At 64.9% G+C, this 24,710-nt stretch carries 21 protein-coding genes and 1 pseudogene; 14 read left to right on the top strand and 8 right to left on the bottom strand.

Annotated elements, in window-relative coordinates:
• Nucleotides 1-9 precede the first annotated feature (9 nt).
• Entirely contained in the window at nucleotides 10-1,128 is a 1,119-nt protein-coding gene (locus tag ACSHT2_RS10945; protein ID WP_440641569.1) for a cobalamin-independent methionine synthase II family protein, read from the top strand.
• Nucleotides 1,129-1,330: 202 nt separating this feature from the next.
• Here ACSHT2_RS10945 and ACSHT2_RS10940 read toward each other — a convergent pair.
• Nucleotides 1,331-1,546: pseudogene (locus ACSHT2_RS10940) on the bottom strand (caspase family protein); the annotation flags it as partial.
• 117 nt (nucleotides 1,547-1,663) lie between these two features.
• Here ACSHT2_RS10940 and ACSHT2_RS10935 point away from each other — a divergent pair.
• The 4 genes from ACSHT2_RS10935 to ACSHT2_RS10920 all read left to right on the top strand — a co-directional run bounded on the left by ACSHT2_RS10935 (nucleotide 1,664) and on the right by ACSHT2_RS10920 (nucleotide 7,392).
• Nucleotides 1,664-3,019, top strand: coding sequence for a hypothetical protein (locus ACSHT2_RS10935; protein WP_440641568.1), 1,356 nt, complete (start codon nucleotides 1,664-1,666; stop codon nucleotides 3,017-3,019).
• Between the two features lie 60 nt (nucleotides 3,020-3,079).
• Complete coding sequence (gene metK, locus ACSHT2_RS10930; RefSeq protein ID WP_319329902.1) at nucleotides 3,080-4,276, top strand: methionine adenosyltransferase; 1,197 nt, start codon at nucleotides 3,080-3,082, stop codon at nucleotides 4,274-4,276.
• Between the two features lie 74 nt (nucleotides 4,277-4,350).
• A complete protein-coding gene (ahcY, locus tag ACSHT2_RS10925) occupies nucleotides 4,351-5,772 on the top strand; it encodes an adenosylhomocysteinase (RefSeq protein ID WP_061878853.1) in 1,422 nt (473 codons plus the stop codon).
• Between the two features lie 159 nt (nucleotides 5,773-5,931).
• Nucleotides 5,932-7,392: a flavin-containing monooxygenase gene (locus ACSHT2_RS10920; RefSeq protein ID WP_440641567.1), complete on the top strand. Its 1,461-nt coding sequence runs from the start codon at nucleotides 5,932-5,934 to the stop codon at nucleotides 7,390-7,392.
• A gap of 18 nt (nucleotides 7,393-7,410) precedes the next feature.
• On the opposite strand, the gene ACSHT2_RS10915 is transcribed toward ACSHT2_RS10920, so the two are convergent.
• The 3 genes from ACSHT2_RS10915 to ACSHT2_RS10905 are packed head-to-tail and all read right to left on the bottom strand — an operon-like array spanning nucleotide 7,411 to nucleotide 9,632.
• Nucleotides 7,411-8,640: a YbfB/YjiJ family MFS transporter gene (locus ACSHT2_RS10915; RefSeq protein WP_440641566.1), complete on the bottom strand. Its 1,230-nt coding sequence runs from the start codon at nucleotides 8,638-8,640 to the stop codon at nucleotides 7,411-7,413.
• A gap of 28 nt (nucleotides 8,641-8,668) precedes the next feature.
• Nucleotides 8,669-8,905, bottom strand: a complete 237-nt coding sequence (locus tag ACSHT2_RS10910) for a tautomerase family protein (RefSeq protein ID WP_370121785.1) — start codon at nucleotides 8,903-8,905, stop codon at nucleotides 8,669-8,671.
• Between the two features lie 16 nt (nucleotides 8,906-8,921).
• Nucleotides 8,922-9,632, bottom strand: a complete 711-nt coding sequence (locus tag ACSHT2_RS10905) for an SDR family NAD(P)-dependent oxidoreductase (protein ID WP_440641565.1) — start codon at nucleotides 9,630-9,632, stop codon at nucleotides 8,922-8,924.
• Nucleotides 9,633-9,846: 214 nt separating this feature from the next.
• On the opposite strand from ACSHT2_RS10905, the gene ACSHT2_RS10900 reads away from it, so the two are divergent.
• From ACSHT2_RS10900 to ACSHT2_RS10885, 4 genes are all read left to right on the top strand, one after another.
• Complete coding sequence (locus ACSHT2_RS10900; protein WP_440641564.1) at nucleotides 9,847-10,770, top strand: LysR family transcriptional regulator; 924 nt, start codon at nucleotides 9,847-9,849, stop codon at nucleotides 10,768-10,770.
• Between the two features lie 146 nt (nucleotides 10,771-10,916).
• Nucleotides 10,917-11,072 carry a hypothetical protein gene (locus ACSHT2_RS10895; protein WP_014493894.1) on the top strand — a complete coding sequence of 52 codons (156 nt, stop codon included), beginning with the start codon at nucleotides 10,917-10,919 and terminating at the stop codon, nucleotides 11,070-11,072.
• 144 nt (nucleotides 11,073-11,216) lie between these two features.
• Nucleotides 11,217-12,146, top strand: a complete 930-nt coding sequence (locus tag ACSHT2_RS10890; RefSeq protein ID WP_440641563.1) for an aspartyl/asparaginyl beta-hydroxylase domain-containing protein — start codon at nucleotides 11,217-11,219, stop codon at nucleotides 12,144-12,146.
• A 12-nt stretch (nucleotides 12,147-12,158) separates the two neighbouring features.
• A complete protein-coding gene (locus ACSHT2_RS10885; protein ID WP_440641562.1) occupies nucleotides 12,159-12,617 on the top strand; it encodes a YybH family protein in 459 nt (152 codons plus the stop codon).
• A 52-nt stretch (nucleotides 12,618-12,669) separates the two neighbouring features.
• Here ACSHT2_RS10885 and ACSHT2_RS10880 read toward each other — a convergent pair whose 3' ends face one another.
• The 3 genes from ACSHT2_RS10880 to galE all read right to left on the bottom strand — a co-directional run bounded on the left by ACSHT2_RS10880 (nucleotide 12,670) and on the right by galE (nucleotide 16,347).
• Nucleotides 12,670-13,371: a fumarylacetoacetate hydrolase family protein gene (locus ACSHT2_RS10880; protein WP_440641561.1), complete on the bottom strand. Its 702-nt coding sequence runs from the start codon at nucleotides 13,369-13,371 to the stop codon at nucleotides 12,670-12,672.
• A 35-nt stretch (nucleotides 13,372-13,406) separates the two neighbouring features.
• Nucleotides 13,407-15,215 carry an ABC transporter ATP-binding protein gene (locus tag ACSHT2_RS10875; protein WP_440641560.1) on the bottom strand — a complete coding sequence of 603 codons (1,809 nt, stop codon included), beginning with the start codon at nucleotides 15,213-15,215 and terminating at the stop codon, nucleotides 13,407-13,409.
• 118 nt (nucleotides 15,216-15,333) lie between these two features.
• Nucleotides 15,334-16,347, bottom strand: coding sequence for a UDP-glucose 4-epimerase GalE (gene galE / locus ACSHT2_RS10870; protein ID WP_370140619.1), 1,014 nt, complete (start codon nucleotides 16,345-16,347; stop codon nucleotides 15,334-15,336).
• A gap of 126 nt (nucleotides 16,348-16,473) precedes the next feature.
• Between galE and ACSHT2_RS10865 the strand changes: the two genes are divergently transcribed.
• The gene (locus tag ACSHT2_RS10865) at nucleotides 16,474-17,511 is read left to right on the top strand and encodes a glycosyltransferase family 4 protein (RefSeq protein ID WP_440641559.1); all 1,038 of its coding nucleotides are present in this window, start codon (nucleotides 16,474-16,476) and stop codon (nucleotides 17,509-17,511) included.
• Between the two features lie 178 nt (nucleotides 17,512-17,689).
• Here the strand turns inward: ACSHT2_RS10865 and waaF are convergent, their stop codons facing one another.
• Nucleotides 17,690-18,760, bottom strand: a complete 1,071-nt coding sequence (gene waaF, locus ACSHT2_RS10860; protein ID WP_440641558.1) for a lipopolysaccharide heptosyltransferase II — start codon at nucleotides 18,758-18,760, stop codon at nucleotides 17,690-17,692.
• Between the two features lie 160 nt (nucleotides 18,761-18,920).
• On the opposite strand from waaF, the gene rfaD reads away from it, so the two are divergent.
• The 4 genes from rfaD (at nucleotide 18,921) to ACSHT2_RS10840 (ending at nucleotide 24,678) form a co-directional block, all read left to right on the top strand.
• Complete coding sequence (rfaD, locus tag ACSHT2_RS10855; RefSeq protein WP_440641557.1) at nucleotides 18,921-19,901, top strand: ADP-glyceromanno-heptose 6-epimerase; 981 nt, start codon at nucleotides 18,921-18,923, stop codon at nucleotides 19,899-19,901.
• Nucleotides 19,902-19,912: 11 nt separating this feature from the next.
• On the top strand, nucleotides 19,913-21,397 hold the full coding sequence (gene rfaE1 / locus ACSHT2_RS10850; RefSeq protein WP_440641556.1) for a D-glycero-beta-D-manno-heptose-7-phosphate kinase: 1,485 nt from the start codon (nucleotides 19,913-19,915) through the stop codon (nucleotides 21,395-21,397).
• Nucleotides 21,394-22,680 (top strand): O-antigen ligase family protein, encoded by a 1,287-nt coding sequence (locus ACSHT2_RS10845; protein WP_440641555.1) that lies wholly within the window; start codon nucleotides 21,394-21,396, stop codon nucleotides 22,678-22,680. The genes rfaE1 and ACSHT2_RS10845 overlap by 4 nt, the downstream gene beginning before the upstream one ends.
• A gap of 84 nt (nucleotides 22,681-22,764) precedes the next feature.
• Nucleotides 22,765-24,678, top strand: a complete 1,914-nt coding sequence (locus ACSHT2_RS10840) for an SDR family NAD(P)-dependent oxidoreductase (protein WP_440641554.1) — start codon at nucleotides 22,765-22,767, stop codon at nucleotides 24,676-24,678.
• Nucleotides 24,679-24,710: the final 32 nt, after the last annotated feature.

Here is a 24,710-nt window from a genome sequence, read left to right as displayed (position 1 = left end):
AAACAAGAAATGCAGCGAACCAGAGCCCCCTTCCGCGCCGACGAGGTCGGCAGTCTCTTGCGTCCGGCCAAGATCAAGGAGGCGCGCGCCAGGCTCGAGAAGGGCGAGATCTCGGCCGACGATCTGCGCAAGATCGAAGATTTGGAGATCGAGAAGGTCGTGCACAAGCAGGCCTCGATTGGCCTGAAGCTCGCGACCGACGGCGAATTCCGCCGCTCCTGGTGGCATTTCGACTTCCTGGCCAAGCTCACCGGCTGCGAGCTGTTCCACCCCGAGAGCGGCATCCAGTTCGCGGGCGTGCAGACCCGTCACGATGCGGTCCGCGTCATCGGCAAGCTCGACTTCCCCGACAACCATCCGATGCTGGATCACTTTCGCTTTCTGAAGAAGTACGCCGACCAGGCCCACGTCACCGCCAAGATGACGATCCCGTCGCCGGCGGTGCTGCACTTCCGCGGCGGCCGCAAGTCGATCTCCAAGGACGTCTATCCCGATCTCGACGCCTTCTACGAGGACCTGGGCAAGACGTACCGCAAGGCGGTGAAGGCGTTCTACGATGCCGGCTGCCGCTATCTCCAGTTCGACGATACCGTCTGGGCCTATCTCTGTTCGCAGGACGAATTGCAGAAGGCGCGTGAGCGCGGCGACAATCCCGACGGTCTCCAGCAGATCTATGCGCGCATCATCAACTACGCGCTGGCCGAGAAGCCCGCCGACATGGTGGTGACGACGCATGTCTGCCGCGGCAATTTCCGCTCCACCTGGATCTCCTCTGGCGGCTACGAGCCGGTCGCCGAGACCATGCTCGCCGGCACCAATTACGACGGCTACTTCCTCGAATACGACAGCGACCGCGCCGGCGGCTTCGAGCCGCTGCGCTTCCTGCCCAAGGGCAACAAGGTCGTCGTGGTCGGCGTCATCACCTCGAAGTTCGGTGAGCTCGAGAAGAAGGACGACATCAAGCGCCGCCTGGAAGAAGCCGCCAAGTTTGCCCCGCTGGAGCAACTCGCACTCTCGCCGCAATGCGGCTTTGCCTCGACGGAAGAGGGCAACGTCCTCTCCGAGGAGGAGCAGTGGGCCAAGCTCAGCCTTGCGGTCGAGATCGCGAAGGAAGTGTGGGGCAATTGACGCGCACGCGCTCCGGCGCACGAGTATGGCGAAACCTCACCACATACTGTCGTTCCCCGCGAAAGCGGGGAATCCAGTAGGCCGCGGCTTCCCGGCTCAATCAATGACGCCACAGATTACTGGATCGCCCGGTCCAAACGTCAGGCCGGACGATGACAACTGAGGGTGGGGCGAGAGCTGCGAGTCGTAGCAAACCCCTCCGTCACTTCTCGGCCAGATCGATCTCCCCCTGCAGCGGCGAGTTCGACCACGGCACCTGATTGCTCCTCGTGGCCGACACCAACCTCAGCCCGCACCCGCGTCAGCATTCTCCTGTACCTCCACGCCCGGCGTGCCGACATGGCGCGAGAGCGGCGGAGCACCGCGAGCTCGCGCCTTCGCCGTCGGCTGGGACCTCGCCCGGCGCGGTCGCGTATCCCATCAGCGGCGGCTTGCCGCAGACGGATCGGGGCGCCGGACGTATGCGCTATTCCCCGAGTGGGCAGAATTTGCTAAGATACGGAACCCAACCCACCTGCCCACTGTGTCCCACCCCATGAAGAACGACGAAATCCTGAGCCAGATCACGGAGTTCTGCCGCAAGGCGGACATGGCGGAATCGACGTTCGGCCGACGCGCGGTGAATGATGGGAAGCTGGTGCATCGCCTGCGCGAGGGAAAGCGCATCACCATCGACACGCTGGAGCGGATCCAGGCCTATATGGCCGCATCGATGGCCGGCGGCATGCCGCCGCCGCGGGGACTTCAGGTCCCGCCCGAAAAGCGCGATCCACGCGGCAATTTCCGGTTCTTCGAGAACCGCCAGAAATACCTGCTGTTCGTCCACACCTGCAGCGAAAAGCGAGTGGTCGCAGACAGGGTCGCGCTGGAACTGGCCTCCATCCATCCGCGCCCGCCGGCCTTGCGCCTGTTCGACGCCGGCGTCGGCGACGGCACGGTGCTGGCGCGGGTGCTGCGCGCAACGCACCAGCGCTTTCCACACATGCCGTTTTATGTCGCCGGCAAGGAGCTCAGTCTGGAGGACCTGCGCCTGACGCTGGAGAAGGTGCCGGATCGCATTTTCGAGCATCCGGCGTCGGTATTCGTCTTCACCAACATGTTTTACGCGGAAGCGCCCTGGCTCACGCCGGCATCGCCTGCTGCGGCGGCCGCCACCGTCTGGCACGAGGTGCCGCTCCGCGGTGCTTCGTCGGGCGAGTTCGAGCAGCAGATCGCGGAGCTGAGGCCGTTCCTGGAGCAGAACTGGCGCGCCGCGATCAGCCCCCGCACCGCCATGCCGCTCTACGAGCGGCCTGTCGTCCTCGTGCTCTATCGCGAGGACCACAGATTCCTTTTGGATTCGACCATTCCGCGGCCGGGCCAGGCCGAGGCCAATTTCGACCTCGTCATCGCTTCCCAGCCTTACCGGGCCCTCTCCTCGGTCAATTTCCGGGCCAAACGCATCATTGCACCCCTGGCGCGAGCGCTTCGGCCAGGGGGGCGGCTGATCGGAATCCACTCCCATGGGCAGGATCCCGGCATGGAAATGATCCAGGCGATCTGGCCGGGAGAAAATCCTTTCTCAGTGAGCCGTCATGAGCTATTGCGCGCAGTTAAATATGAACTTGGATCGGTGGGCCGCGACTTAAACTTTAATGCATACGCGGACAACCGTTCGATCTTCAGGTATGATATGGAAGCGCTGCCCAACGAGGTCACCGGGACTATCGGAACCTCGACGGCCTTTGCAGCGTGGAATGCGGCGGTGTATGTCGCTCAGATTGAGGACGACCGGTTGACGGAAATGACTCAAAACGGCCGCACCCTGGATGCCGCCAGGGACGTGCTGCGAAAGTATAATGGGCTCTGGTTTCTCGACGAATCCTACGTCATCTCGCGCCGGCGTGATTGACATCATCAAAGGTAAACATCGCAAACGCCCGCCAGCTAGCGGCGGAACAAGGGGTTACTGATGCGCGCGTCCTATCTCTTCACCAGCGAGTCCGTGTCCGAGGGCCACCCGGACAAGGTCTGTGACCGGATCTCCGATGAGATCGTCGACCTGTTCTATCGTGAAGGGCCGAAGGCGGGCATCGATCCGTGGGCCATCCGCGCCGCCTGCGAGACGCTCGCGACCACCAACAAGGTGGTGATCGCCGGCGAGACCCGCGGTCCGAAGTCGGTGACCAACGAGCAGATCGAGGGTGTCGTCCGCGGCGCGATCAAGGACATCGGCTACGAGCAGGAAGGCTTTCACTGGAAGACCTGCGACATCGAAATCCTCCTGCATCCGCAGTCGGCCGACATCGCCCAGGGCGTGGACGCGCTTCAGCCGGGCGAGGTCAAGGAAGAAGGCGCGGGCGACCAGGGCATCATGTTCGGTTACGCCACCAACGAGACGCCCGATCTGATGCCGGCGCCGATCTTCTACGCCCACAAGATCCTGCGCCTGATCTCCGAAGCCCGTCACTCCGGCAAGGAGAAGGTGCTGGGCCCGGATTCCAAGAGCCAGGTCACCGTGCAGTACGAGAACGGCAAGCCGGTCGGCGTGCGCGAGATTGTGGTGTCGCACCAGCATCTGGTCGAGGATATCTCGTCCAAGCAGATCCGCGACATCGTCGAGCCCTATGTGCGCGAGGCGCTGCCGAACGACTGGATCACGCCAAAGACGATCTGGCACATCAACCCGACCGGCAAGTTCTTCATCGGCGGTCCTGATGGTGACACCGGTCTCACCGGCCGCAAGATCATCGTCGACACCTATGGTGGCGCGGCCCCGCATGGCGGCGGCGCGTTCTCCGGCAAGGATCCGACCAAGGTCGACCGTTCGGCTGCGTATGCGGCGCGCTACGTCGCCAAGAACATCGTCGCCGCCGGTCTCGCCGACCGGTGCACGCTCCAGCTCGCCTACGCCATCGGCGTGGCGCGTCCGCTGTCGATCTACATCGACACCCACGGCACCGGTAAGGTGTCGGAGGACCAGCTCGAGAAGGCGGCGGCGCAGGCGATGGATCTCACGCCGCGCGGCATCCGCAGCCATCTCGACCTCAACCGTCCGATTTACGCGCGCACCTCGGCCTACGGTCATTTCGGCCGCACGCCCGACAACGAGGGCGGCTTCTCCTGGGAGAAGACCGACCTCGTCGAGCAGCTCAAGCGCGCCCTCTAGTTCTCTTGCGTCATTCCGGGTTCGCTCGTTTCGCGAGCGCCCCGGAATGACCAGCCAACAAACAGGAACCCCCTATGAACGCGAAGCCCGGCTTCACCGATTACATCGTCAAGGACATTTCGCTCGCCGATTTCGGCCGCAAGGAGATCTCGCTCGCCGAGACCGAGATGCCCGGCCTGATGGCCACCCGCGAGGAGTACGGGCCGAAGCAGCCGCTGAAGGGCGCGCGCATCGCCGGCTCGCTGCACATGACGATCCAGACCGCGGTGCTGATCGAAACGCTGGCAGCGCTCGGCGCAGACATCCGCTGGGTCTCCTGCAACATCTATTCGACGCAGGACCACGCCGCGGCCGCGATCGCCGCCGCCGGCATTCCCGTGTTCGCCGTCAAGGGCGAGACGCTGACCGAATACTGGGACTACACCGCAAAGCTGTTCGACTGGCATGGTGGCGGCACGCCGAACATGATCCTCGATGATGGCGGCGATGCCACCATGCTGGTGCATGCCGGCGTCCGCGCCGAGAAGGGCGACACCGCTTTCCTCGACAAGCCGGGTTCGGAGGAAGAGGAGATCTTCTACGCGCTGGTCAAGCGCCTGCTGAAAGAGAAGCCGAAGGGCTATTTCGGCGAGATCGCCAAGAACATCAAGGGCGTCTCCGAAGAGACCACCACGGGCGTGCATCGCCTCTACGAGATGGCCAACAAGGGTACGCTCCTGTTCCCCGCCATCAACGTCAACGACAGCGTCACCAAGTCCAAGTTCGACAACCTCTATGGCTGCCGTGAGTCGCTGGTCGACGGCATCCGCCGCGGCACCGACGTCATGCTGTCGGGCAAGGTGGCGATGGTCGCCGGCTTCGGCGACGTTGGCAAGGGTTCGGCGGCCTCGCTGCGCCAGGCCGGCTGCCGCGTCATGGTCTCGGAAGTCGATCCAATCTGCGCGCTGCAGGCCGCGATGGAGGGCTATGAGGTCGTGACGATGGAAGACGCCGCGCCCCGCGCCGACATCTTCGTCACCGCCACGGGCAACAAGGACATCATCACCATCGAGCACATGCGCGCGATGAAGGATCGCGCCATCGTCTGCAACATCGGTCACTTCGACAACGAGATCCAGATCGCGGCGCTCCGCAATCTGAAGTGGACCAACATCAAGCCGCAGGTCGACGAGATCGAGTTCCCCGACAAGCACCGCATCATCATGCTGTCGGAAGGCCGCCTCGTGAACCTCGGCAATGCCATGGGCCATCCGTCCTTCGTGATGTCGGCGTCCTTCACCAACCAGACGCTGGCTCAGATCGAGCTGTTCGCCAACAACAAGGACGGCAAGTACGAGAAGAAGGTCTACGTTCTGCCGAAGACGCTCGACGAGAAGGTCGCGCGCCTGCATCTCGCCAAGATCGGCGTCAAGCTCACCGAGCTGCGCAAGGACCAGGCCGACTACATCGGCGTCAAGCAGGAAGGCCCGTACAAGTCGGACCACTACCGGTACTGATCTGCTGGTTCGATCGATCTCGACGCGAAGCCCCGGAGCGATCCGGGGCTTCGTTGTTTCGGCGCATGGAATTCGGCTCGCTTTTGAGTTGCTGCACGGCTGATTGCCGATTGACGGCCAGCAGCGGCGGGCGGACACTCGCCGGCGGCGGAGGAAACCATGCAACCAGAACATGTCGACGTGCTGATCGTCGGTGCCGGGCTGTCCGGCATCGGCGCGGGCTATCATTTGCAGACCAAGTGTCCGACCAAGAGCTACGTCATCCTCGAGGGGCGCGACTGCATCGGCGGCACCTGGGACCTGTTCCGCTATCCCGGCATCCGCTCCGACAGCGACATGTTCACGCTCGGCTACTCCTTCAAGCCGTGGACCGATGCAAAGGCGATCGCCGACGGGCCGCAGATCCTGAACTATGTGCGCGAGACCGCAGCCGAGAACGGCATCGACAAGCACATCCGCTATCATCATCGCGTCAAGCGCGCGGAGTGGTCGACACCGGACGCACGCTGGACCGTGGAAGCCGAGCGCATCTCGGGCGAGGGCGCGACCGAGCTCATGCGGTTCACCTGCAGTTTCCTGTTGATGTGCTCGGGTTATTACAAATACGAGGCGGGCTACACGCCGGAGTTCAAGGGCACCGCGGAATTCGCCGGCCGCATCGTGCATCCGCAGAAATGGACCGAGGACATCGACTACGCGGGCAAGCGCGTCGTCGTGATCGGCTCGGGCGCCACGGCGGTGACGCTGGTGCCGGAGCTCGCCAAGAAAGCGGCGCAGGTCACCATGCTCCAGCGTTCGCCGACCTATGTGGTGTCGCGCCCTGCGCAGGATCCCCTCGCCAACAAACTGCGCCGCAATTTGCCGGCGCAGCTCGCCTATCACCTGATCCGCTGGCGCAACGTGATGTGGGGGATGTTCTTCTTCCAGCTCAGCCGGCGCCGTCCGGCCAAGGTGAAGGACCTCATCCTCAAAGGCGTGCAGATGGCGCTCGGCCCCGGCTATGACGTCGCCACGCATTTCACGCCCCGCTACAATCCCTGGGACCAGCGGCTATGCCTCGTTCCCGACGGCGATCTGTTCAAGGCGATCCGCGAACAGCGCGCCGCCGTCGTCACCAGCGAGATCGAGACGTTCACGCGCGACGGCATCCGCCTGAAGGACGGCCGCGAGCTTGCGGCCGACATCATCGTGACGGCGACCGGGCTGGTGCTCCAGGTCGTCGGCGGTCTCGAGGTCAGTGTCGACGGCCGCATCGTCGATTTCGCCAATACGCTGACCTACAAGGGCATGATGTATGCCGACGTGCCCAACATGGCTTCGGCGTTCGGCTATACCAATGCATCCTGGACGCTGAAATGCGATCTCACCTGCGAATATGTCTGCCGGCTCATCAACTACATGGACCGGCACAATTTCCGCCAGTGCATGCCTCACAATGACGACCGCGAGATTGCCGCGCAGCCCTCGCTCGATTTCACCTCGGGCTACGTGCAGCGCTCGGTCGCAAATCTGCCGAAGCAGGGTTCCAAGCGGCCGTGGCGGCTGCACCAGAACTACGCGCTCGATATCGTCTCCCTGCGCTTCGGCCGGATCGACGACGGCGTGATGCAATATTCCTGATCGCGCCGCCGCTCGCCTCTATGCCTTGCGTGTGGTGAGCGCGAACCCAAGATCGATCGCGAGCGCCAGCACCGCGGCGCCGCCGCCGAGGCCGAACAGCACCAGATAGTCGCCGCCCGTTTGGGCGTAGATCCAGGAGAAGCCGTAAGCGGCGGCCGCCTGGAACAGCGCAAAGCTGGTGGTGGCATGGCTCCATATCGCGCGTTGCTGCTGGCTGGAGTGAGGCACGAGCTCATGGATGCGACCCAGCACCAGCGGTACGATGCCTGGCGTGAAGCCGCCGACCACGACGCTCGACACGATCAATGAAACCGGCGCGGTGCTGACGGTTGGCAGCAGCACGGCTGCCGCCTCGATCAGGAATGCCGCGCGCAGGGCCGGGCCGAAACCCGAGCGGTCACCGAGATGACCAGTGATCAGCGGGCCGACGATCGCGGCGAGGCCGTACAGCACCCAATAGCGCGATCCCGCGGCAATGCCCTGGCCAAGGCCGCGCGCCACGAAGTCGACGATGAAGACCATGTGCGGCACCAGCGCCACCGCAGTGAGGCCGTACTGAACCAGCAGCGCGCGGGCGGCCGGCGAGACGCGATGAGGTTTGGCTGGATGCGAAGGCGCAGCATCGGCCTTGGTCTCAGCAGGCCAGTTCCACCAACTCGCGAGCGTGAGCAGGGCGGACAGCATGCCGAGGCCATACCAGCTCTGCTGCAAACCCTGTTGCAGCAACAATGGCACCAGCGTGCCCGATGCCGCGACGCCGAGGCCGACGCCGGCGAAGATCACACCGCTGACGATGCCGCGCCGCGCCGCCGAGGTATGCGGCAGAATGACGGACGCCGCCAGCACCATGATGATGCCGCCGGTGAGGCCGGCGAGGAAGCGCCACGCGAAGAACCAACTGAACGACACCGGGGCCGAGCTGGCGAAAAAGGAGAGGGTGGCGAGCAGCATCATCGCTCGCAACGCGCGGACCGCGCCGATGCGAGTGGCAAGCGCTCGTGCTGCGAGCGCACCGGCGAGATAGCCGGCGAGGTTCGCAGCGCCGAGATAGACGACATCGGATGCGCTGAACCATTTTGCGGCGATCAAAGCCGGGATCAGGGGCGTGTAGGAAAAGCGGGCGAGGCCAAGCCCGACCAGCGATGCGGACAAACCCGCCACGGCGTATCGCCAGGTTGTTTGTGAGGCCGAGCCCGGCCGCGGTTGCGAACGGGTCTCGACGTGTCGGTTCGTTTCTGCGTCGGTCATGTCATCCTCCTGCGCAGGGGTGCGTGGATCATCCTGTCTGGGCGGCGCGGCGGCGCCTGAATTCCTGCACGGGTAGGCCGCCCCAGCCCCAATTGTCGGTGTCCACTTCCTCGATCACCACAAAGGTGGAATCGAGCGGCTTGCCGAGCACGTCGAGCAGGAGCTGGCTCGACCCCTTGATCAGCGCGGCCTTCTCCTCCGCCGTGAGCGACGCCGCTCCCGGCGTCGTTCCCTCGCGGGTCACTTGAATGGTGACGATGGGCATCATCGTTCTCCTTGTCTCAATGGCCGGCGCTCTGGCCGCCGTCGACATGCAGGATCTCGCCGGTGACGAAGGAGGCCCCCTCGAGATAGAGGACCGCATCGACGATGTCGGACATCTCGCCCATGTGACCGACCGGGTGCAGCGCACCGAGCTGCGCATGTGTCGCGACCGGATGCATTGGCGACTTGATGATGCCGGGTGAGACCGCGTTCACGCGGATGCCGCGCTTGGCGTATTCGATCGCGAGCGATTTGGTCGCAGCGTTCAACCCGCCCTTGCTCAGCGAGGCCAGCACAGACGGCACGTTGGAGTTGGCCTGATCCGCCAGCGTGGTCGTGATCTGCACCACGTGGCCGGACCCCTGCTTCTCCATCTCGGCGATGGCGAGCTGCGTGATGTTGAAGAAGCCCGCGACGTTCGTTTCCATCACCGCCGCATAGTCCTCGGCCGTGTATTGCGTGAACGGCTTTGCGACGAAGATGCCGGCGTTGTTGACCAGCGTGTCGACCCGGCCGAAGCGGGCGATCGCCTCCGAGACTACGCGCTCGGCAGTGGAACGGTCGGCGATGTCGCCGGGAACGGCGAGGACATCATCGTCGCCAGACGGCTTGATGGAGCGCGCCGTGGCGACGACGCGATAGTTGCGATCGCGAAAACCCTGGACCAGGGCGGCGCCGATACCCTGCGATGCACCAGTGACGATGGCGACCTTCTGCTCGATACCCATGATGGGCTCCTGTTGTTGGCTTTGAGAACCTGCGCCAGCAGGTGCTGGCTTGCGTGCTGAGGTACGCCGCGGCGCCCTGGGTGCGAATATCCGCTGTCCGGCAGACACTCTTTCGCCGCGCGAACGGATGCGGGGTCGGCGCCCGGCGGTAGTTGTCGCGGTTGCGGCGAACGCCTAGCCTGCGAGCGGAGGCTCAGGGAGCGACGGGACGGGAATGGATCGTCTGGATGCGATGAAAGTTTTTGTCCTTGCGGTGGACGAGGGTAGCTTGGCTGCCGCAGGGCGCAAGCTCGGCCGCTCGCCGGCGGCGGTGAGCCGGGCCATCGCTTTTCTGGAAGAACGCGTCGGCGCCGAGCTGCTGCACCGGACGACGCGCTCGATCAGGATGAGCGAGGAGGGGGAGCGCTATGCCGCGATCTGCCGCCGTGTGCTCGCCGAGCTCGAGGAAGCCGACGATATAGCGGCCGGACCGCGCACGGCGCCGCGCGGCCTGCTCACGATCACGGCTCCCGTGGTCTCGGGGGAGATGGTCTTGCGGCCGATCCTCGATGCGTTTCTCGATGCCTATCCCACCGTGTCGGCAAAGCTCCTGCTGTTCGATCGCGCGGTCAATCTGATCGAGGAGGGCGTCGACGTCGCGCTTCGCATCGGTCCCTTGGCGGATTCGGCGATGATCGCCATGCGGGTCGGCGAGATCAGCCGTGTCGTGGTGGCAGCGCCGCGCTATCTGAAGCAGCATCCGCGCATCGCCGAGCCCGGCGATCTCGCTAAGCACCAGATCGTCGCCATGGCGCATCTGCCCAATTCCTGGACCTTCGCCCCGCAGGCTGGTTCATCGGTGCCGCGTCCGGTGCAGTTCACCCCGCGACTCGTCGTCAACAGCACCTATGCGGCAGTGGCCTCTGCCGTCGCCGGGCGCGGCGTGGCGCGGATGTATTCGTACCAGGTCGCCGAGCAGGTCGCGCGCGGCGAGCTCGAGATCGTGCTGTCCGGCGACGAGGACCCGGAGATGCCCGCGCATTTGATCTGCCCGCAGGGCCGGCTCTCGGTGCCGAAGGTGCGGGCCTTCACCGACTTCGCGGTGCCCCGGCTGAAGAAGCAGTTTGCGCTGCTGAAGAAGAGCATCAAGGCGCGCTGAGCTGCTTCGCGCTCCTGCAATGCGTTGTTTTGCGTATACGGCAGCCCGGCTGAATCGGCGACGGTTCCAGAACGGTTAACGCCGATTTAACGGATGAGTCCTAGCCTGTTTCGGCCGGGGTTACTCGCAAAGCCGAGGTGAGCCCAATGGAAGCCCAGAAGATCGCGGTCGACGCCGTCGTCGCGCTGACCGATTGCGACCGCGACGCCGTGATCGCCTTCATCCGCCGGCTCTACCTGGCCGGTGTCACCGATCCCAAGCGCCTGACTTTCAAGGGCTTGCAAGCGCTGTCGCGGGCTTGATTCGGGCGGTTTCGGCCCTTTTGGCCCCGAGTTCCGTCCGAGCGTTCTCCCCAGCATGATTGCAACCCAGCGGTGAATATCTTGTCGCCCGGGCCCGGCCGGAGTAGATGACGTCCCCGGCTGGGTCACTCGGGAATTGGGGAAATGCTGAAACAGCTTTTTGCGCCGCAACTTGTCATCCTTTATGTGCTGGCGGCCTCGACGATTTACGTTCACTTTCGCGGCAAGCAGCGGCTGCGCTTCGCGCGCCAGCTCGGCGATCACTCGACCTATCTCGCACCCTACAACGTGCTGATGTACGCCGGCTCGGCCGTGCCGAACAAGCCGGTGATCCCGGTCGATCAGTTTCCCGAGTTGAAGGCCCTGAGCGAGAACTGGGAGACAATCCGCGACGAGGCGGTGCGCCTGTTCGATGAAGGTTTCATCCGGGCCGCCGCGAAGAACAACGATTGGGGCTTCTACTCGTTCTTCAAGAGCGGCTGGAAGCGGTTTTACCTGAAATGGTATGACGACTTCCTGCCCTCGGCGCGCACGCTGTGTCCGAAGACGGTGGAGCTCTTGAACTCGATCCCGAGCGTACACGGTGCGATGTTCGCGATGCTGCCCCCTGGCGGCAAGCTCGGTGCCCATCGCGATCCCTTCGCCGGCTCGCTGCGCTATCATCTCGGCTTGGTCACCCCCAACTCGAACAAGTGTCGGATTCTCGTCGACGGCGTCGAATGCGTCTGGCGCGACGGCGAGGCCTTCATGTTCGACGAAACCTTCATCCACAGCGCGGAGAATGCGACCGACGTCAATCGCATCATCCTGTTCTGCGACGTCGAGCGCCCGATGAAGTTCGGCTTCATGACCGCGATCAACCGCTGGGTCAGCCACCACATCGTGAAAGCGTCGGCAACCCAGAACGTCGACGGCGAGAATGTCGGCGTGCTCAACAAGGTGTTCGGCAAGCTCTACGAGATCCATCTGGCCGGCCGCAAGGTCAAGGAGTGGAACCGCAACGTCTACTACACGCTAAAATACTCGCTGACGGCGCTGATCCTCGGGCTCATCGTGATGTCGGCGTTACGGTGAATGATCCGGCCAATGGCCTCCTTGCCGATTGCTGACGCGGAGATCACGCAGTTCTTCCGCAACTGGCTGGAGACCTTCGCGGGCTATGTCCGCGAGGTCGACTACGCTTCGGCGCGGCCGCTTTTCCATCCGGACGTGCTCGCCTTCGGCACGCACAACGATGTCATTCCCGGCCTTGATCAGTGGGTCTCGACGCAGTGGGACAACGTCTGGCCGAAGACGACCGATTTCCGCTTCGCCCTCGAACAGACTTCCATTCTGGCGTCCGCCGATGGCGCGATGGCGACTGTGATCGCGCCGTGGACGAGCACGGGCTATCATCCCGATGGCAGCGCGTTTGCGCGGCCCGGCCGCGCCACGATGGTGTTTTCCAGGAATGGCGCTGACTGGCTGTGCGTGCATTCGCACATGTCGCTCAATCGCGGTGTGCCGCAGACGAGCCATGCCAACCGGCCGGTGAAGGCCTGGTGAAAACAGAAAAGCCCCGGATGGGTCCGGGGCTTTTTGATTCCAGATGTGCAGCCTATTCCGGCTGGCCGATACTCACCTTCAGCGTGCCGACGCCGTCGACGCCGCATTCGAGCTTGTCGCCGGGTTGGAGCTGCGACACGCCGGCGGGCGTGCCGGTCATGATGATGTCGCCGGCGGCGAGCTTCACCTGCTGCGAGAGTTGCCAGATGATCTCCGGCACGTTCCAGATCAACTCGGTGAGGTCGCCCTTCTGCGCTTCCTTGCCGTTGACCGTCAGCCAGATCTTGCCCTTGGAAGGATGACCGATTTTCGAGGCCGGCTGTACCGCGGAGCATGGCGCCGAATAGTCGAACGACTTGCCGATCTCCCAGGGACGCTCCTTCTTGCGTGAGGCGATCTGGAGATCGCGGCGGGTGAGATCGATGCCGACGGCGTAGCCGTAGACGTGGTCCAGCGCCTTGTCCGCGGGGATGTTGAGGCCGCCGCTCTTCATCGCGACGATCAGCTCGACCTCGTGATGCAGGTCCTTGGTCAGCGGTGGATACGGGATGGTGGTGCCATCGGGCACCAGCATGTCGGCGTGCTTGGCGAAGAAGAACGGCGGGGCGCGCTCGTCATTACCCATCTCGCGGATGTGCTCGAGATAATTGCGGCCGACGCACCAGATGCGGCGCACCGGATAACGGCCGCTCTCCCCGACGACGGGAAGCGAAGCCTGCGGCGGAAGCGGGATGACGTAGGAGGCGGCGTTCATGAAGCGGTCTCGCTGGTCTTGAGGTGATGAAAATTCTAGGCGGTTGCACTGATCGGCGCCAGCCCCAGGGGGCTGCTGTCGTGATGCTGCAACCGGAAGAACGAGGCATAGCGCCCGCCGCGGCGGAGCAGATCGTCATGGCGACCCTGCTCGACGATCTCGCCGCCCTCGACCACCAGGATGGCGTCGGCGTGCATGATGGTGTGCAGGCGATGCGCGATCACGATGGTGGTGCGGTTCCGGCAGAGATGCTCGATCGCCTCCTGCACCTGCCGCTCGGATTCGGAATCGAGCGCGGCGGTGGCTTCGTCCAAGAGGATGATCGGCGCGTTCTTGATCAGCGCGCGTGCCACCGCGATGCGCTGGCGCTGGCCGCCGGACAGCTGCGTGCCGTGCTCGCCGACGGGTGTGTCGTAGCCGAGCGGGAAGCTCATGATGAAATCATGCGCGCAGGCCGCCTTTGCCGCCTCGATGATCTCGTTCTCGCTCGCGCCCGGCTTACCGAAGGCGATGTTGTTGCGGATGGTGTCGCGGAACAAATAGACGTCCTGGCCGACATAGGCGGTCTGCGCCCGCAGCGATTTCCGAGAGATCGCGCCGATCGACTGGCCGTCGATCACGATGTCGCCTTGCGTCACCTCGTAGAAGCGCAAGAGCAGCGCCAGCACGGTCGACTTGCCGCCGCCGGAGGGGCCGACCAGCGCGGTGACCTTGCCGGGCTCGGCCGTGAAGCTCATGCGGTTGAGCACGGTCTCGCCGTTGCGATAGGAGAAGCTGACGTCACGCAACTCGATCCTGGCATCGGAGAGCTTCAGCGACGGCTTGTCGTCGTCGGACCGCTCGCTCGCCGGGCTGTCGACGACTTCGAGCAGCATGCGCGCGCCGACCAGCTGGCTGTTGAGGTCGATGTTGAGCCGCGCCAGCCGCTTGGCCGGCTCGGTCGCCATCAGGAACGCGGTCATGAAAGAGAAGAACGCGCCGGGCGTGGCGTTCAGCGCGACCACGGCATAGCCGCCGTACATCAGGCAGCCGGCGACCGCGAAGCCGCCGAGCATTTCCATCAGCGGGTTGGAGCGGTTGGCGACGCGGGCCATCTTGTTGGCGTTGCGCTCGACGACCGCGATGTTCTCGTCGATGCGCTTCTGCATGGTCTCTTCGAGCGTGAACGCCTTGACGGTGCGGATGCCTTGCAGCGATTCCTGCATCGTCTCCATGATGTCGGCGGTGCCGGTGAACTGGTTGAAGGCGAGGCCCTTGATGCGCTTGACCAGCTTGCGCAGCACCAGCATTGCCGGCGGCACCGCAACGAGGCCGATGAACGACATCAGCGGATCCTGCCACACCATCACGCCGATCATGGCGAGCAGCATCATGAGATCGCGCCCGATGGCGTTGACCAGCATGTTGAGCACGTCGGTGATGGATTTGGCGCCCGCCGTCAGCCGGGCCAGGAACTCGGACGAATGCCGCTCGGAGAAGAAGCCGACGCTCTCGCGCATCAGCTTGGCGAACAGCTGGCGCTGGTTGGTGGCAAGAATCGCGTTGCTGATCTTGGTCAGGATCACCATGTGGCCGTAGGTCGCCACGCCCTTGATGAACAGCAACGCGACCGTGATGCCCGAGAACATCGCGATCCCCGGGATGTTCTTGTCGACATAGGCCTGGTTGATGACCTGGCCGAGCACATAGGTCGCGCCTGCGGTCGCGCCAGCGGCGAGCGCCATCAGCGCGAAGGCGACAAGATAGCGCCGCCAGTAGACCATGCCCTGTTCCGTGACCAGGCGGCGAATCAGGACCGCTGCCGCGTAGGGATCGTCGGTGATTTTCTTCGGAAACTGGGCCATCCGGTGTCCATTGACGGCGCGGGACAAAACCTGCCTGCGCGTCAGGGATCGATGGGCCTCTGTGCCCGCTCAAGCCGGGTTTTTCAAGCCCAATTAAGGGCTTGCGCTTGGGATGATTCTAGGCCGAGACGGCGTGGCGGAGGTCGCCATCGCGCTCGCGGAACAGCTTGTCCTCCCAGGCCAGCGCGTGCGCCGCAATGGTCTCGAGGTCGTCGTATTGCGGGCGCCAGTCGAGCAGGCTGCGGATGCGGCTGGTGTCGGCGACCATTGTCATGATGTCGCCGGGCCGGCGCGGTGCGTACTGCACGGCGAAGCTGCGGCCGGAAACCCGTCGCACCGCGTCGATGGTCTCCAGTACGGAATAGCCGCGGCCGTAGCCGCAATTCAGCGTCGTCGAGGCGCCGCCGTTGCGCAGGTAGGCGAGCGCCGAGCGATGCGCCTGCGAAAGGTCCGTGACGTGGATGAAGTCGCGGATGCAGCTGCCGTCCGGGGTCGGATAGTCGGTGCCGAACACGTCGATCTTGGCGCGCTGGCCGGTCGCGGCCTCCACCGCGATCTTGAGCAGATGCGTGGCGCCGACGGTGGCGAGCCCGATGCGCGCCTGCGGATCGGCGCCGGCGACGTTGAAGTAGCGCAGCGTCACGTATTGCATGCCGTAGGCGGCGGCGACGTCGTGCAGCATGATCTCGGTCATCAGCTTCGACGAGCCGTAGGGCGACAGCGGCCGCGTCGGCGCGTGCTCGGGCACCGGCACCTGGTCCGGATTGCCGTAGACGGCCGCGGTCGAGGAGAAGATGAAGCGGCCGATGCCGCGCTTGACCGCCACGTTGAGCAGGTTGCGCGCTGTCGTGAAGTTGTTGCGGTAGTAGCCGAGCGGATCGCGCATCGAATCCGGCACGACGACCGAGCCCGCGAAATGGATGATGCTCTCGACGTCGTGCTGGGCGATCACGCCTTCGAGCAGGTTTTCATCGCCGGCATCGCCGATGAACAGCGGCACGCCTTCGGGCAAGTAAGCGGAGAAACCGGTGGAGAGATCGTCGATCACGACGACGTCCTCGCCGGCTTCCGCCAGCGCCAGGACCGTGTGACTTCCGATATAGCCGGCGCCGCCGGTGACTAGCACAGTCATGATCTCACCCGTCTTCGATCAACGCGCGAAGCTAGCGCTTGCGTGGTGAAGAGGGGGTATCGGCGCGGCTGAACTGGTCACTATGCTTAATGTTGCGTATAGGGACTTTGCGAAATGGAGTGTGACGTGGCGAGTTTCCCCGGCGATCTCGACGTGATCGTGCCAAATCTGCACAGGCGCTATTCCGGGGTCACCGCGACCAACCGGATGGTGGCGCCGCGGCTGGCGAAACTGTACCGCGCGGCCTGGTTCGGCTCGGACGCGCCGGACGGGATCGCGCGGCTGAGCGTGGCCGATTTCCTGAAACTGTGGCGCCGCAAGCGGCCCGTGATCTGGCATGCGCGCCGCAACAACGAGATGATGGCAGGCGTCGCGTTGCGCGCGCTCGGCTGGCCGCTGAAACTCGTGTTCACCTCGGCGGCGCAGCGGCATCACAGCTGGATCACGCGCTGGCTGATCCGGCGCATGGACGCGATCATCGCAACGAGCGACGTCTCGGCCTCGTTCCTGAAGGTGAAGGCGACGGTGATTCCGCACGGTGTCGACACCGACGTTTATGCGCCGCCGATCGATCGCACGGCTGCCTTCGCCGAAGCCGCGCTGCCCGGCCGCTACGCCATCGGCTGCTTCGGCCGCGTCCGCGCGCAGAAGGGCACCGATGTGTTCGTCGATGCGATGTGCCGGCTGCTGCCGCGCTATCCGGATTTCACCGCCGTCATCGTCGGTCAGGTCACGCCCGAGCAGACGCCCTTTGCCAATGACCTGAAGAAGCGGATCGAGGCGGCCAACCTGCAATCGCGCGTCGTCATCACGGGCGAGCTGCCGATCGAAGCGGTGCAGCGCTGGTATCAGCGGCTGACGATCTACGCCTTCACCTCGCGCAACGAGGGTTTTGGCCTCACGCTGATCGAGGCGATGGCGGCGGGCAGCGCGCTCGTCGCGTCACGCGCCGGCGCGGCCGAGCTCGTGGTGGAGGATGGCATCACCGGCGTGCTGATCCCGACGGGTGATGCCGACGCGCTCGCTGCGGCGCTGGAGCCGCTGATGCGCGATGTGGCCGCTGCGACGGCGATGGGCGAGCGCGGACGGGCGCGGGTGCTCGAACGCTTCAGCCTCGATGCCGAGGCGGCCCGGATCGGCGAGGTCTATCGGCCGCTGCTCTGACGCGGTTTTCGCCGCTCCCAAACAAAACCGCGAAAACAACCCCATGCACAGTAGCCGAGGTCAGCAAAATCAAGGGTTTGGCGGAGCGGTTGATCTACTGCGGATTTTTCGAATCGAATTTTGACTTGTCGGGCAAAACACTGGCATGATGCCACCATCGGCGCGAGCCTCGATCGCCTCAGGTCATCGCCCTAGCTCCCGCCTCGCTCAGCACCCGCTGCGCGATCCCCGCCACCTCCGATGCCGCGATATCCCGCATGCAGCGGTGGTCGTTCATCTTGCAGATCGTGCTCTGGCAGGGCTGGCACGACAGCACGCTCTTGTCCTGGACCACGGTCGCGGCGAGGCTGTTGAGGGGGGCCCAGAGGTAGGGGCTGGTGGGGCCGAAGATGCCCATGGTGGGCGTGCCCAAGGCGGCTGCGATGTGCATCAGGCCGGAATCGTTGGAGATGGCGACGCCGGCCGCGGCCATGGCCAGCACACCGTTGCGCAAATCGGTGCCGGTGAGGTCACGCACCGCCGGGCCGCCCGCGGCGACGATCTCCTGGGCCAGGCCCTTTTCGGCGGGGCCACCGACCACCCAGACCTCCAGGCCGCGCTCGACCAGCAGCCGGGCGGCCTCCGGATAATAGGTCCAGCGCTTTGAGACCCCGACCGAGCCGGGGGCGAGCGCCACGGCGGCTCCGGCGCCGAGGCCATTGGCCTGGCGCCAGCGGACGATTTCCTCGGCCGGGACGCGCAGTTGCGGCACCGGCCATTCCGGAGGCAGGGGCGCGCCGTCGGGCTGGGCCAAAGCGGCGTTCTTGTCGATGAAGCGGGGCAGTTTCTTCTCGCCCCAGCGCCAGCGGTTGATCAGGCCGAACCGAAACTCGCCGACGAAGCCGACCCGTTCAGGAATACCGGCCAGCGCCGGCGCGATCGCCGCCTTCCAGGTTCGGGGCAGCACCAGGGCGGTGCCGTAGTTCCGCTCGCGAAGGAGCTTTGCCAGGCCGAACTGGCGGGCCACGGCGAGCCGGCCGCGCGGCAGGTCCCAGATGATCCCGGCGCGCACGCCGGGCATGTAGTCGACCAGCGGGGCGCACAGGGACGTCGTGAGCAGATCGACCGGCCGGTTCGGCCAGCGCTCCTTCAGGACCCGCACCACGGTGTGATTCCGGACGAAATCGCCGATCCACATGTAGGGAATGATCAGAATCGGGCGGGTGTCGCTCCGATCTGCATCTCCAACAAATTGCGAATCAATATTCATTCGTTATTAGGACCGAAGACGTGCCGATGTTGGCGGTTCGGTAGCCGCTCCGGGCCGGCAGGTAAAGCCGGCAGACCGCCAATCCCAAAACCGCTTACACTTTGGCGGATCATGCGCTACGGCAGGACCGGGCATTAAGAAAATCGGGCAGGTAGTTGGAATGTTGCTGGTGACCGGCGGGGCCGGTTTTATCGGATCGAATGTCGTGGCCGCGCTGAACGCGGCCGGCCGCAGCGACGTCGTGGTCTGCGACCTGCTCGGCACCGAGGGCAAGTGGCGCAACCTCGCCAAGCGGCAGCTTGTGGATATCGTTCCCCCGGCCGAGCTGTCCGACTGGCTGAAGGGCCGCAAGCTCGACGCCATGATCCATCTCGGGGCCATCTCCGCAACCACCGCGACCGACGGCGACCTCGTGTTCGAGACCAATTTCCGCCTGTCGATGCGCCTTCTGGACTGGTGCACGATGAACGCGGTGCCGTTCATCTATGCATCCTCGGCGGCGACCTATGGCGACGGCGAGGTAGGCTTTGGCGACGACGCTTCGCTACCGGCACTGAAGAAATTGCGGCCGATGAATCTCTACGGCTGGAGCAAGCACATGTTCGATCTCGCGGTCGCCGGGCGCGTGGCGAACGGCGATCCGCTGCCGCCGCAATGGGCCGGGCTGAAGTTCTTCAACGTGTTCGGGCCCAACGAATACCACAAGGGCTCGATGATGAGCGTGCTGGCGCGGCGCTTCGACGACGTCAAAGCGGGCCGCGTCGTGCAGCTATTCAAGTCGCATCGCGCGGGCATCGAAGACGGCGACCAGCGCCGCGATTTCATCTATGTCGACGACGTCGTGCGCGTCGTCATGTGGCTGCTGGCGACGCCGTCGGTGTCCGGCATCTTCAATGTCGGCACCGGCAAGGCGCGCAGCTTCAGGGATCTGATGCTGGCTGCCTACGCCGCGCTCGGCACCAGGCCCAACATCGAATACATCGACATGCCCGAGAGCATCCGCAACAGCTACCAGTACTTCACCCAGAGCGAGGTCGATCGCCTCTGCCGCGCCGGCTATAACGGCGGCTTCGCGACGCTCGAGGACGCGGTGAAAGCCTATGTCGGGGATTATCTCGACCGGCCCGACCGCTTCCGCTGAGGCCTTTGATCATGGCGACGCCCATTCTCGATTTCGACGCACTCGCACAAACGATCTCAGGCCGCACGGTGCTCTGCATCGGCGACATCATGCTGGACGAGTTCGTCTATGGCGAGGTGTCGCGGATCTCGCCGGAAGCGCCGACGCCGGTCATCGCCGCCCAGCGCAGCGAGATTCACATCGGCGGCGCCGGCAACGTCGCGCGCAATGTCGTTTCGCTCGGCGCGCGCTGCATCTTCATCGGCCTCGTCGGCGAGGACGATGCGGGCAAGCGGCTGGCGTCGGCGCTGGGTGAGCAGGCCGGCATCGAAAGCGTGCTGGTGTGCGATCCGTCGCGGCCGACCACACGAAAAGCCCGCTTCGTCTCCGAGCATTTTTCCACGCACATGCTGCGCGCGGATTGGGAGCAGGCGGCGCCTGCTTCCGATGACATCGAAGCGAAATTGATCGACGCGATCCTGCCGCAGATCGCTCGTGCCGACATCGTGCTGCTGTCCGACTACGCCAAGGGCGTGCTGACCGCGCGCGTGATCCGCCACACCATCGATGCCGCGCGCAAGCTCGGCAAGCCCGTGGTCGTCGATCCCAAGAGCCTGAACTGGGCGATCTATCGCGGCGCCACGCTGCTCACGCCCAACCGCAAGGAATTCTCGGAAGCGACCCGCAGCCGTGCCGAGACGGTGCAGAACATCGTCGAGGCCAGCGAGGACGTGATGCGGCTCGCCGATTGCGAGGCGATCCTGGTCACGCAGGGCGAGCACGGCATGACGCTGGTGCCGCGCAATGGCGGGGCCGTTCACGTTCCGGCCTTCCCGGTGAAGGTGCGCGACGTCTCCGGCGCCGGCGACACCGTCGCCGCCGCGCTCGCGGTATCGCTTGCGGCCGGCGCGGACTGGGATACGGCGCTGCGCGTGGCCAATGCCGCCGCCGCCGTCGCCGTCGGCAAGCAGGGCACCGCCAGTGTGAGCGCGGCCGAGCTGCGGCGAAAGATCCTGCCGCATGCCACGCTCGCGGCCGAGGAGAAGATCGTGCTCGATCCGGCCGCACTCGATGCCCAGCTCGCCGAATGGAAGAGGCAAGGCCAGCGCGTCGGCTTCACCAATGGCTGTTTCGACATCCTCCATCCCGGTCACGTCAAGGTGCTGACCGCGGCGCGCGCCGCCTGCGATCGCCTGATCGTGGGGCTCAACAGCGACGCCTCGGTGCGGCGGCTGAAGGGTGCCGATCGTCCGGTGCAGGACGAGCGCGCGCGCGCCGAGGTGCTCGCCGCGTTGGAGGCCGTCGATCTCGTCGTCGTCTTCGCGGAGGACACGCCGATCGACCTGATCACCAGGATCAAGCCCGGCGTGCTGGTGAAGGGCGGCGACTACACCCGCGAGCAGGTCGTCGGCCACGAGGTCGTCGAGGCCGCGGGCGGAACGGTCGTGCTGGTCGACATCCTCCAGGGCTTCAGCACGACGGCGCTGGTTCATCGCGCCCGGGGAGGGAGCAAGTGACGGCGCTTGTCCGGGAGACTCCCGGCGAGGTGTTGCGGCGGCGCGTGCGCAGTCCGGCAGCCTGGCGCGAGACGGTCGACCTGTTTGCGATCCTGACGGCGGCCTCGCTGCCCTGGTCGACCTCGCTTGCGGGGATATTCAACGCGCTGATGCTGCTCTGCATGGTGCCGTTCCTCGACGTCCGTGCCTTCCTGCAATCGCTGAAGCGTCCGATCTGTGTGGCGCCGATCGCGCTGGTGCTGCTCGCGCTGGTCGGGACGCTATGGTCGGACGCGGCCTGGGGGGCGCGCTTCTATGCGGTCAACCCAACCGTCAAGCTGCTCGTGCTGCCGGTCCTGCTCTATCATTTCGAGCGCTCGCCGCGGGGCCCGTGGGTCTTCGTCGCCTTCCTGGTGTCCTGCGCCCTGTTGTCGGTGATGTCCTGGCTGGTTGCCTTCTATCCGAACCTCACGCTCAAGACCGACGCCATCGAGCGCGGCATCTTCGTCAAGAACTACATCGACCAGAGCCAGGAATTCACGCTCTGCGCCGTCGCGCTCGCCTATCCGATCGTGATGCTGTTGCGCGAGAAGCGATACTGGTTCGCCGGGCTGCTCACGACGCTTGCGCTGAGCTTTTTCGTCAACATGGCCTTCGTGGTGGTGTCGCGCACCGCGCTCGTCACCATTCCGATCATGTTCGGCGTGTTCGCGTTGCTTCACCTCAGGTGGCGCAGCATTGCGATCGTCGCCGCCGCGCTGCTCGCCGGCGCCTTTCTCGCCTGGCAGGTCTCGCCGCATTTGCGCCATACTGCCGAGAGGTTTACGAACGACTACACGCGCTATGTGGAAAGGGGCGAGGCGACCTCGCTGGGCCTGCGGCTCGAATTCTGGCGGAAGTCGCTCGGCTTCTTCGCGGAGGCGCCGATCGCAGGACACGGCACGGGCTCGACGCGTGGATTGTTCGAGCGCGTCGCGACGCCCGGCAGTCAGCACAAGGCGTCAGCCGAAGTGATCGGCAACCCCCACAATCAGACGTTGAATGTTGCCGTGCAATGGGGTTTGATCGGCGTCGCCGTTCTCTACACGATCTGGATCCTGCATCTGCTGTTGTTTCGCGGCGACGGGCTTGCCAATTGGATCGGGCTCCTGGTCGTGGTGCAGAACGTCTTCACCTCGCTGTTCAACTCGCATCTGTTCGACTTCCACGAGGGCTGGATGTACGTCATCGGCGTCGGCGTTGCCGGCGGCATGGTGGTCCGGGCACAACAGGTCGAGGCGAAGATGAGGGAAGCCGGTTCCTGAGCGGTCGCGCGGCTGGCAAGTCTTGTCCAGATGGAGTATCAGCGCGGTCAGGTTGCAACTAATTGGGTTTTCATCGGTCGGCGGATGACGCGTCTTTCGCATCTTACCTTGCGCAATTTCCTGATCGCGCTCCACGACCTGTTGGCGACCACGGCCGCGCTTTTTGCCGCCTTCTATCTGCGATTCGAGGGTGGCGAAGACTTCTTCGAGCGCCTGCCGCTGCTGTTCCAGATCCTGCCCTATTTTCTGGCCTTCAGCGTGGTCGTGTTCTTCGTCTTGAACCTGACCACGACGAAGTGGCGCTTCATCTCGCTGCCGGATGCGCTGAACATCATCCGCGCGGCGACCGTGCTCACTGTCGCCCTGCTCGTGCTCGACTACATCTTCGTCGCTCCCAACGTCCGCGGCGCCTTTTTCCTCGGCAAGGTGACGATCGTTCTCTACTGGTTCCTGGAGATCACCTTCCTCAGCGCGCTGCGCATGGCCTATCGCTACTTCCGCTATACGCGGGTACGGCGTCACGCGAAGGGCAACGATGCCGCCCCGACGCTGCTGATCGGCCGAGCCGCGGATGCGGAGGTGCTGCTGCGCGGCATCGAGAGCGGGGCCATCAAGCACATCTGGCCCGTTGGCGTATTATCGCCCTCGATGGCGGATCGCGGACAGTTCATCCGTAACCTGCCGGTGCTGGGCGGCATCGACGACGTCGAGGACGTCATCGCGGACTTCGCCAAGCGCAACAAGGCGATCGCGCGCCTCATCATGACGCCGTCGGCATTCGAGCCGGAAGCGCACCCGGAATCGATCCTGATGCGGGCACGCAAGCTAGGTGTGATCGTCAACCGCATGCCCTCGCTGGAGAGCGGCGACACGCCGCGGCTCACCGCGGTCGCGGTCGAGGACCTCCTGCTGCGGCCGAGCGAGACGATCGACTACGCGCGCCTGGAGGCGCTGATCAACGGCAGGGCCGTGATCGTCACCGGCGGCGGCGGCTCGATCGGCTCGGAGATCTGCGAGCGCGTCGTCGCCTTCGGCGCCGCGCGGCTCCTGATCGTGGAGAACTCCGAGCCGGCGCTCTACGCGATCACGGAAGCGCTCGCCGCGCGGGGGGCGGCAGCCGCGATCGAAGGGCGGATCGCCGACATTCGCGACCGCGAGCGCATCATGCGCCTGATGGCGGAGTTCAAGCCGGACATCGTGTTCCATGCCGCGGCGCTCAAGCACGTTCCGATCCTCGAACGCGACTGGAGCGAAGGCGTCAAGACCAACATCTTCGGCTCGATCAACGTTGCGGATGCCGCCGTGGCGTCCGGCGCCGGGGCGATGGTGATGATCTCGACCGACAAGGCGATCGAGCCGGTATCGATGCTCGGCCTGACCAAGCGCTTTGCGGAGATGTACTGCCAGGCGCTCGATCACGAGCTTGCCGCAGGCAGCGGCGGCGCCAATCCGCCGATGCGGCTGATCTCGGTCCGGTTCGGCAACGTGCTGGCCTCGAACGGCTCGGTGGTGCCGAAGTTCAAGGCGCAGATCGAGGCCGGTGGCCCGGTGACGGTGACGCATCCCGACATGGTCCGCTACTTCATGACCATCCGCGAGGCCTGCGATCTCGTCATCACCGCGGCCACGCATGCGCTCGGAACGCAGCGTCCCGACGTTTCGGTCTACGTGCTCAACATGGGCCAGCCGGTCAAGATCGTCGATCTCGCCGAGCGCATGATCCGCCTTTCCGGACTGCAGCCGGGCTACGACATCGAGATCGTGTTCACCGGCATGCGGCCGGGCGAGCGGCTGCACGAGATCCTGTTCGCCTCCGAGGAGCCGACCCGCGAGATCGGCGTTGCCGGCATCATGGCCGCGCAGCCGAAGGAGCCGCCGATGCAGACGCTGCGCAAATGGATTGCTGCGCTGGAGCAGGCGATCGCCCGCGACGATCGCGCCACCATCAGGACGATCCTGAAGGATGCGGTGCCCGAATTCGGGTCGACCGCGGCCTGACCATGCAGCCCCGAGGCAAGATCGTCGTCGCC

The organism is Bradyrhizobium sp. PUT101, from assembly GCF_052043945.1.
In the GTDB taxonomy this organism is placed as follows: Bacteria; Pseudomonadota; Alphaproteobacteria; order Rhizobiales; family Xanthobacteraceae; genus Bradyrhizobium.
The sequence above is the reverse complement of the archived record's forward strand: the minus strand, read 5'-3'. Positions and strand labels throughout refer to the sequence as shown.

Bases quoted from the DNA above. Each gene is read 5' to 3' on its own strand.
- ACSHT2_RS10945 (WP_440641569.1), top strand. From the start codon at position 10: ATGCAGCGAACCAGAGCCCCCTTCCGCGCCGACGAGGTCGGCAGTCTC.
- ACSHT2_RS10935 (WP_440641568.1), top strand. From the start codon at position 1,664: ATGAAGAACGACGAAATCCTGAGCCAGATCACGGAGTTCTGCCGCAAG.
- metK (WP_319329902.1), top strand. From the start codon at position 3,080: ATGCGCGCGTCCTATCTCTTCACCAGCGAGTCCGTGTCCGAGGGCCAC.
- ahcY (WP_061878853.1), top strand. From the start codon at position 4,351: ATGAACGCGAAGCCCGGCTTCACCGATTACATCGTCAAGGACATTTCG.
- ACSHT2_RS10920 (WP_440641567.1), top strand. From the start codon at position 5,932: ATGCAACCAGAACATGTCGACGTGCTGATCGTCGGTGCCGGGCTGTCC.
- ACSHT2_RS10915 (WP_440641566.1), bottom strand. From the start codon at position 8,640: ATGACCGACGCAGAAACGAACCGACACGTCGAGACCCGTTCGCAACCG.
- ACSHT2_RS10910 (WP_370121785.1), bottom strand. From the start codon at position 8,905: ATGCCCATCGTCACCATTCAAGTGACCCGCGAGGGAACGACGCCGGGA.
- ACSHT2_RS10905 (WP_440641565.1), bottom strand. From the start codon at position 9,632: ATGGGTATCGAGCAGAAGGTCGCCATCGTCACTGGTGCATCGCAGGGT.
- ACSHT2_RS10900 (WP_440641564.1), top strand. From the start codon at position 9,847: ATGGATCGTCTGGATGCGATGAAAGTTTTTGTCCTTGCGGTGGACGAG.
- ACSHT2_RS10895 (WP_014493894.1), top strand. From the start codon at position 10,917: ATGGAAGCCCAGAAGATCGCGGTCGACGCCGTCGTCGCGCTGACCGAT.
- ACSHT2_RS10890 (WP_440641563.1), top strand. From the start codon at position 11,217: ATGCTGAAACAGCTTTTTGCGCCGCAACTTGTCATCCTTTATGTGCTG.
- ACSHT2_RS10885 (WP_440641562.1), top strand. From the start codon at position 12,159: ATGGCCTCCTTGCCGATTGCTGACGCGGAGATCACGCAGTTCTTCCGC.
- ACSHT2_RS10880 (WP_440641561.1), bottom strand. From the start codon at position 13,371: ATGAACGCCGCCTCCTACGTCATCCCGCTTCCGCCGCAGGCTTCGCTT.
- ACSHT2_RS10875 (WP_440641560.1), bottom strand. From the start codon at position 15,215: ATGGCCCAGTTTCCGAAGAAAATCACCGACGATCCCTACGCGGCAGCG.
- galE (WP_370140619.1), bottom strand. From the start codon at position 16,347: ATGACTGTGCTAGTCACCGGCGGCGCCGGCTATATCGGAAGTCACACG.
- waaF (WP_440641558.1), bottom strand. From the start codon at position 18,760: ATGAATATTGATTCGCAATTTGTTGGAGATGCAGATCGGAGCGACACC.
- rfaD (WP_440641557.1), top strand. From the start codon at position 18,921: ATGTTGCTGGTGACCGGCGGGGCCGGTTTTATCGGATCGAATGTCGTG.
- rfaE1 (WP_440641556.1), top strand. From the start codon at position 19,913: ATGGCGACGCCCATTCTCGATTTCGACGCACTCGCACAAACGATCTCA.
- ACSHT2_RS10840 (WP_440641554.1), top strand. From the start codon at position 22,765: ATGACGCGTCTTTCGCATCTTACCTTGCGCAATTTCCTGATCGCGCTC.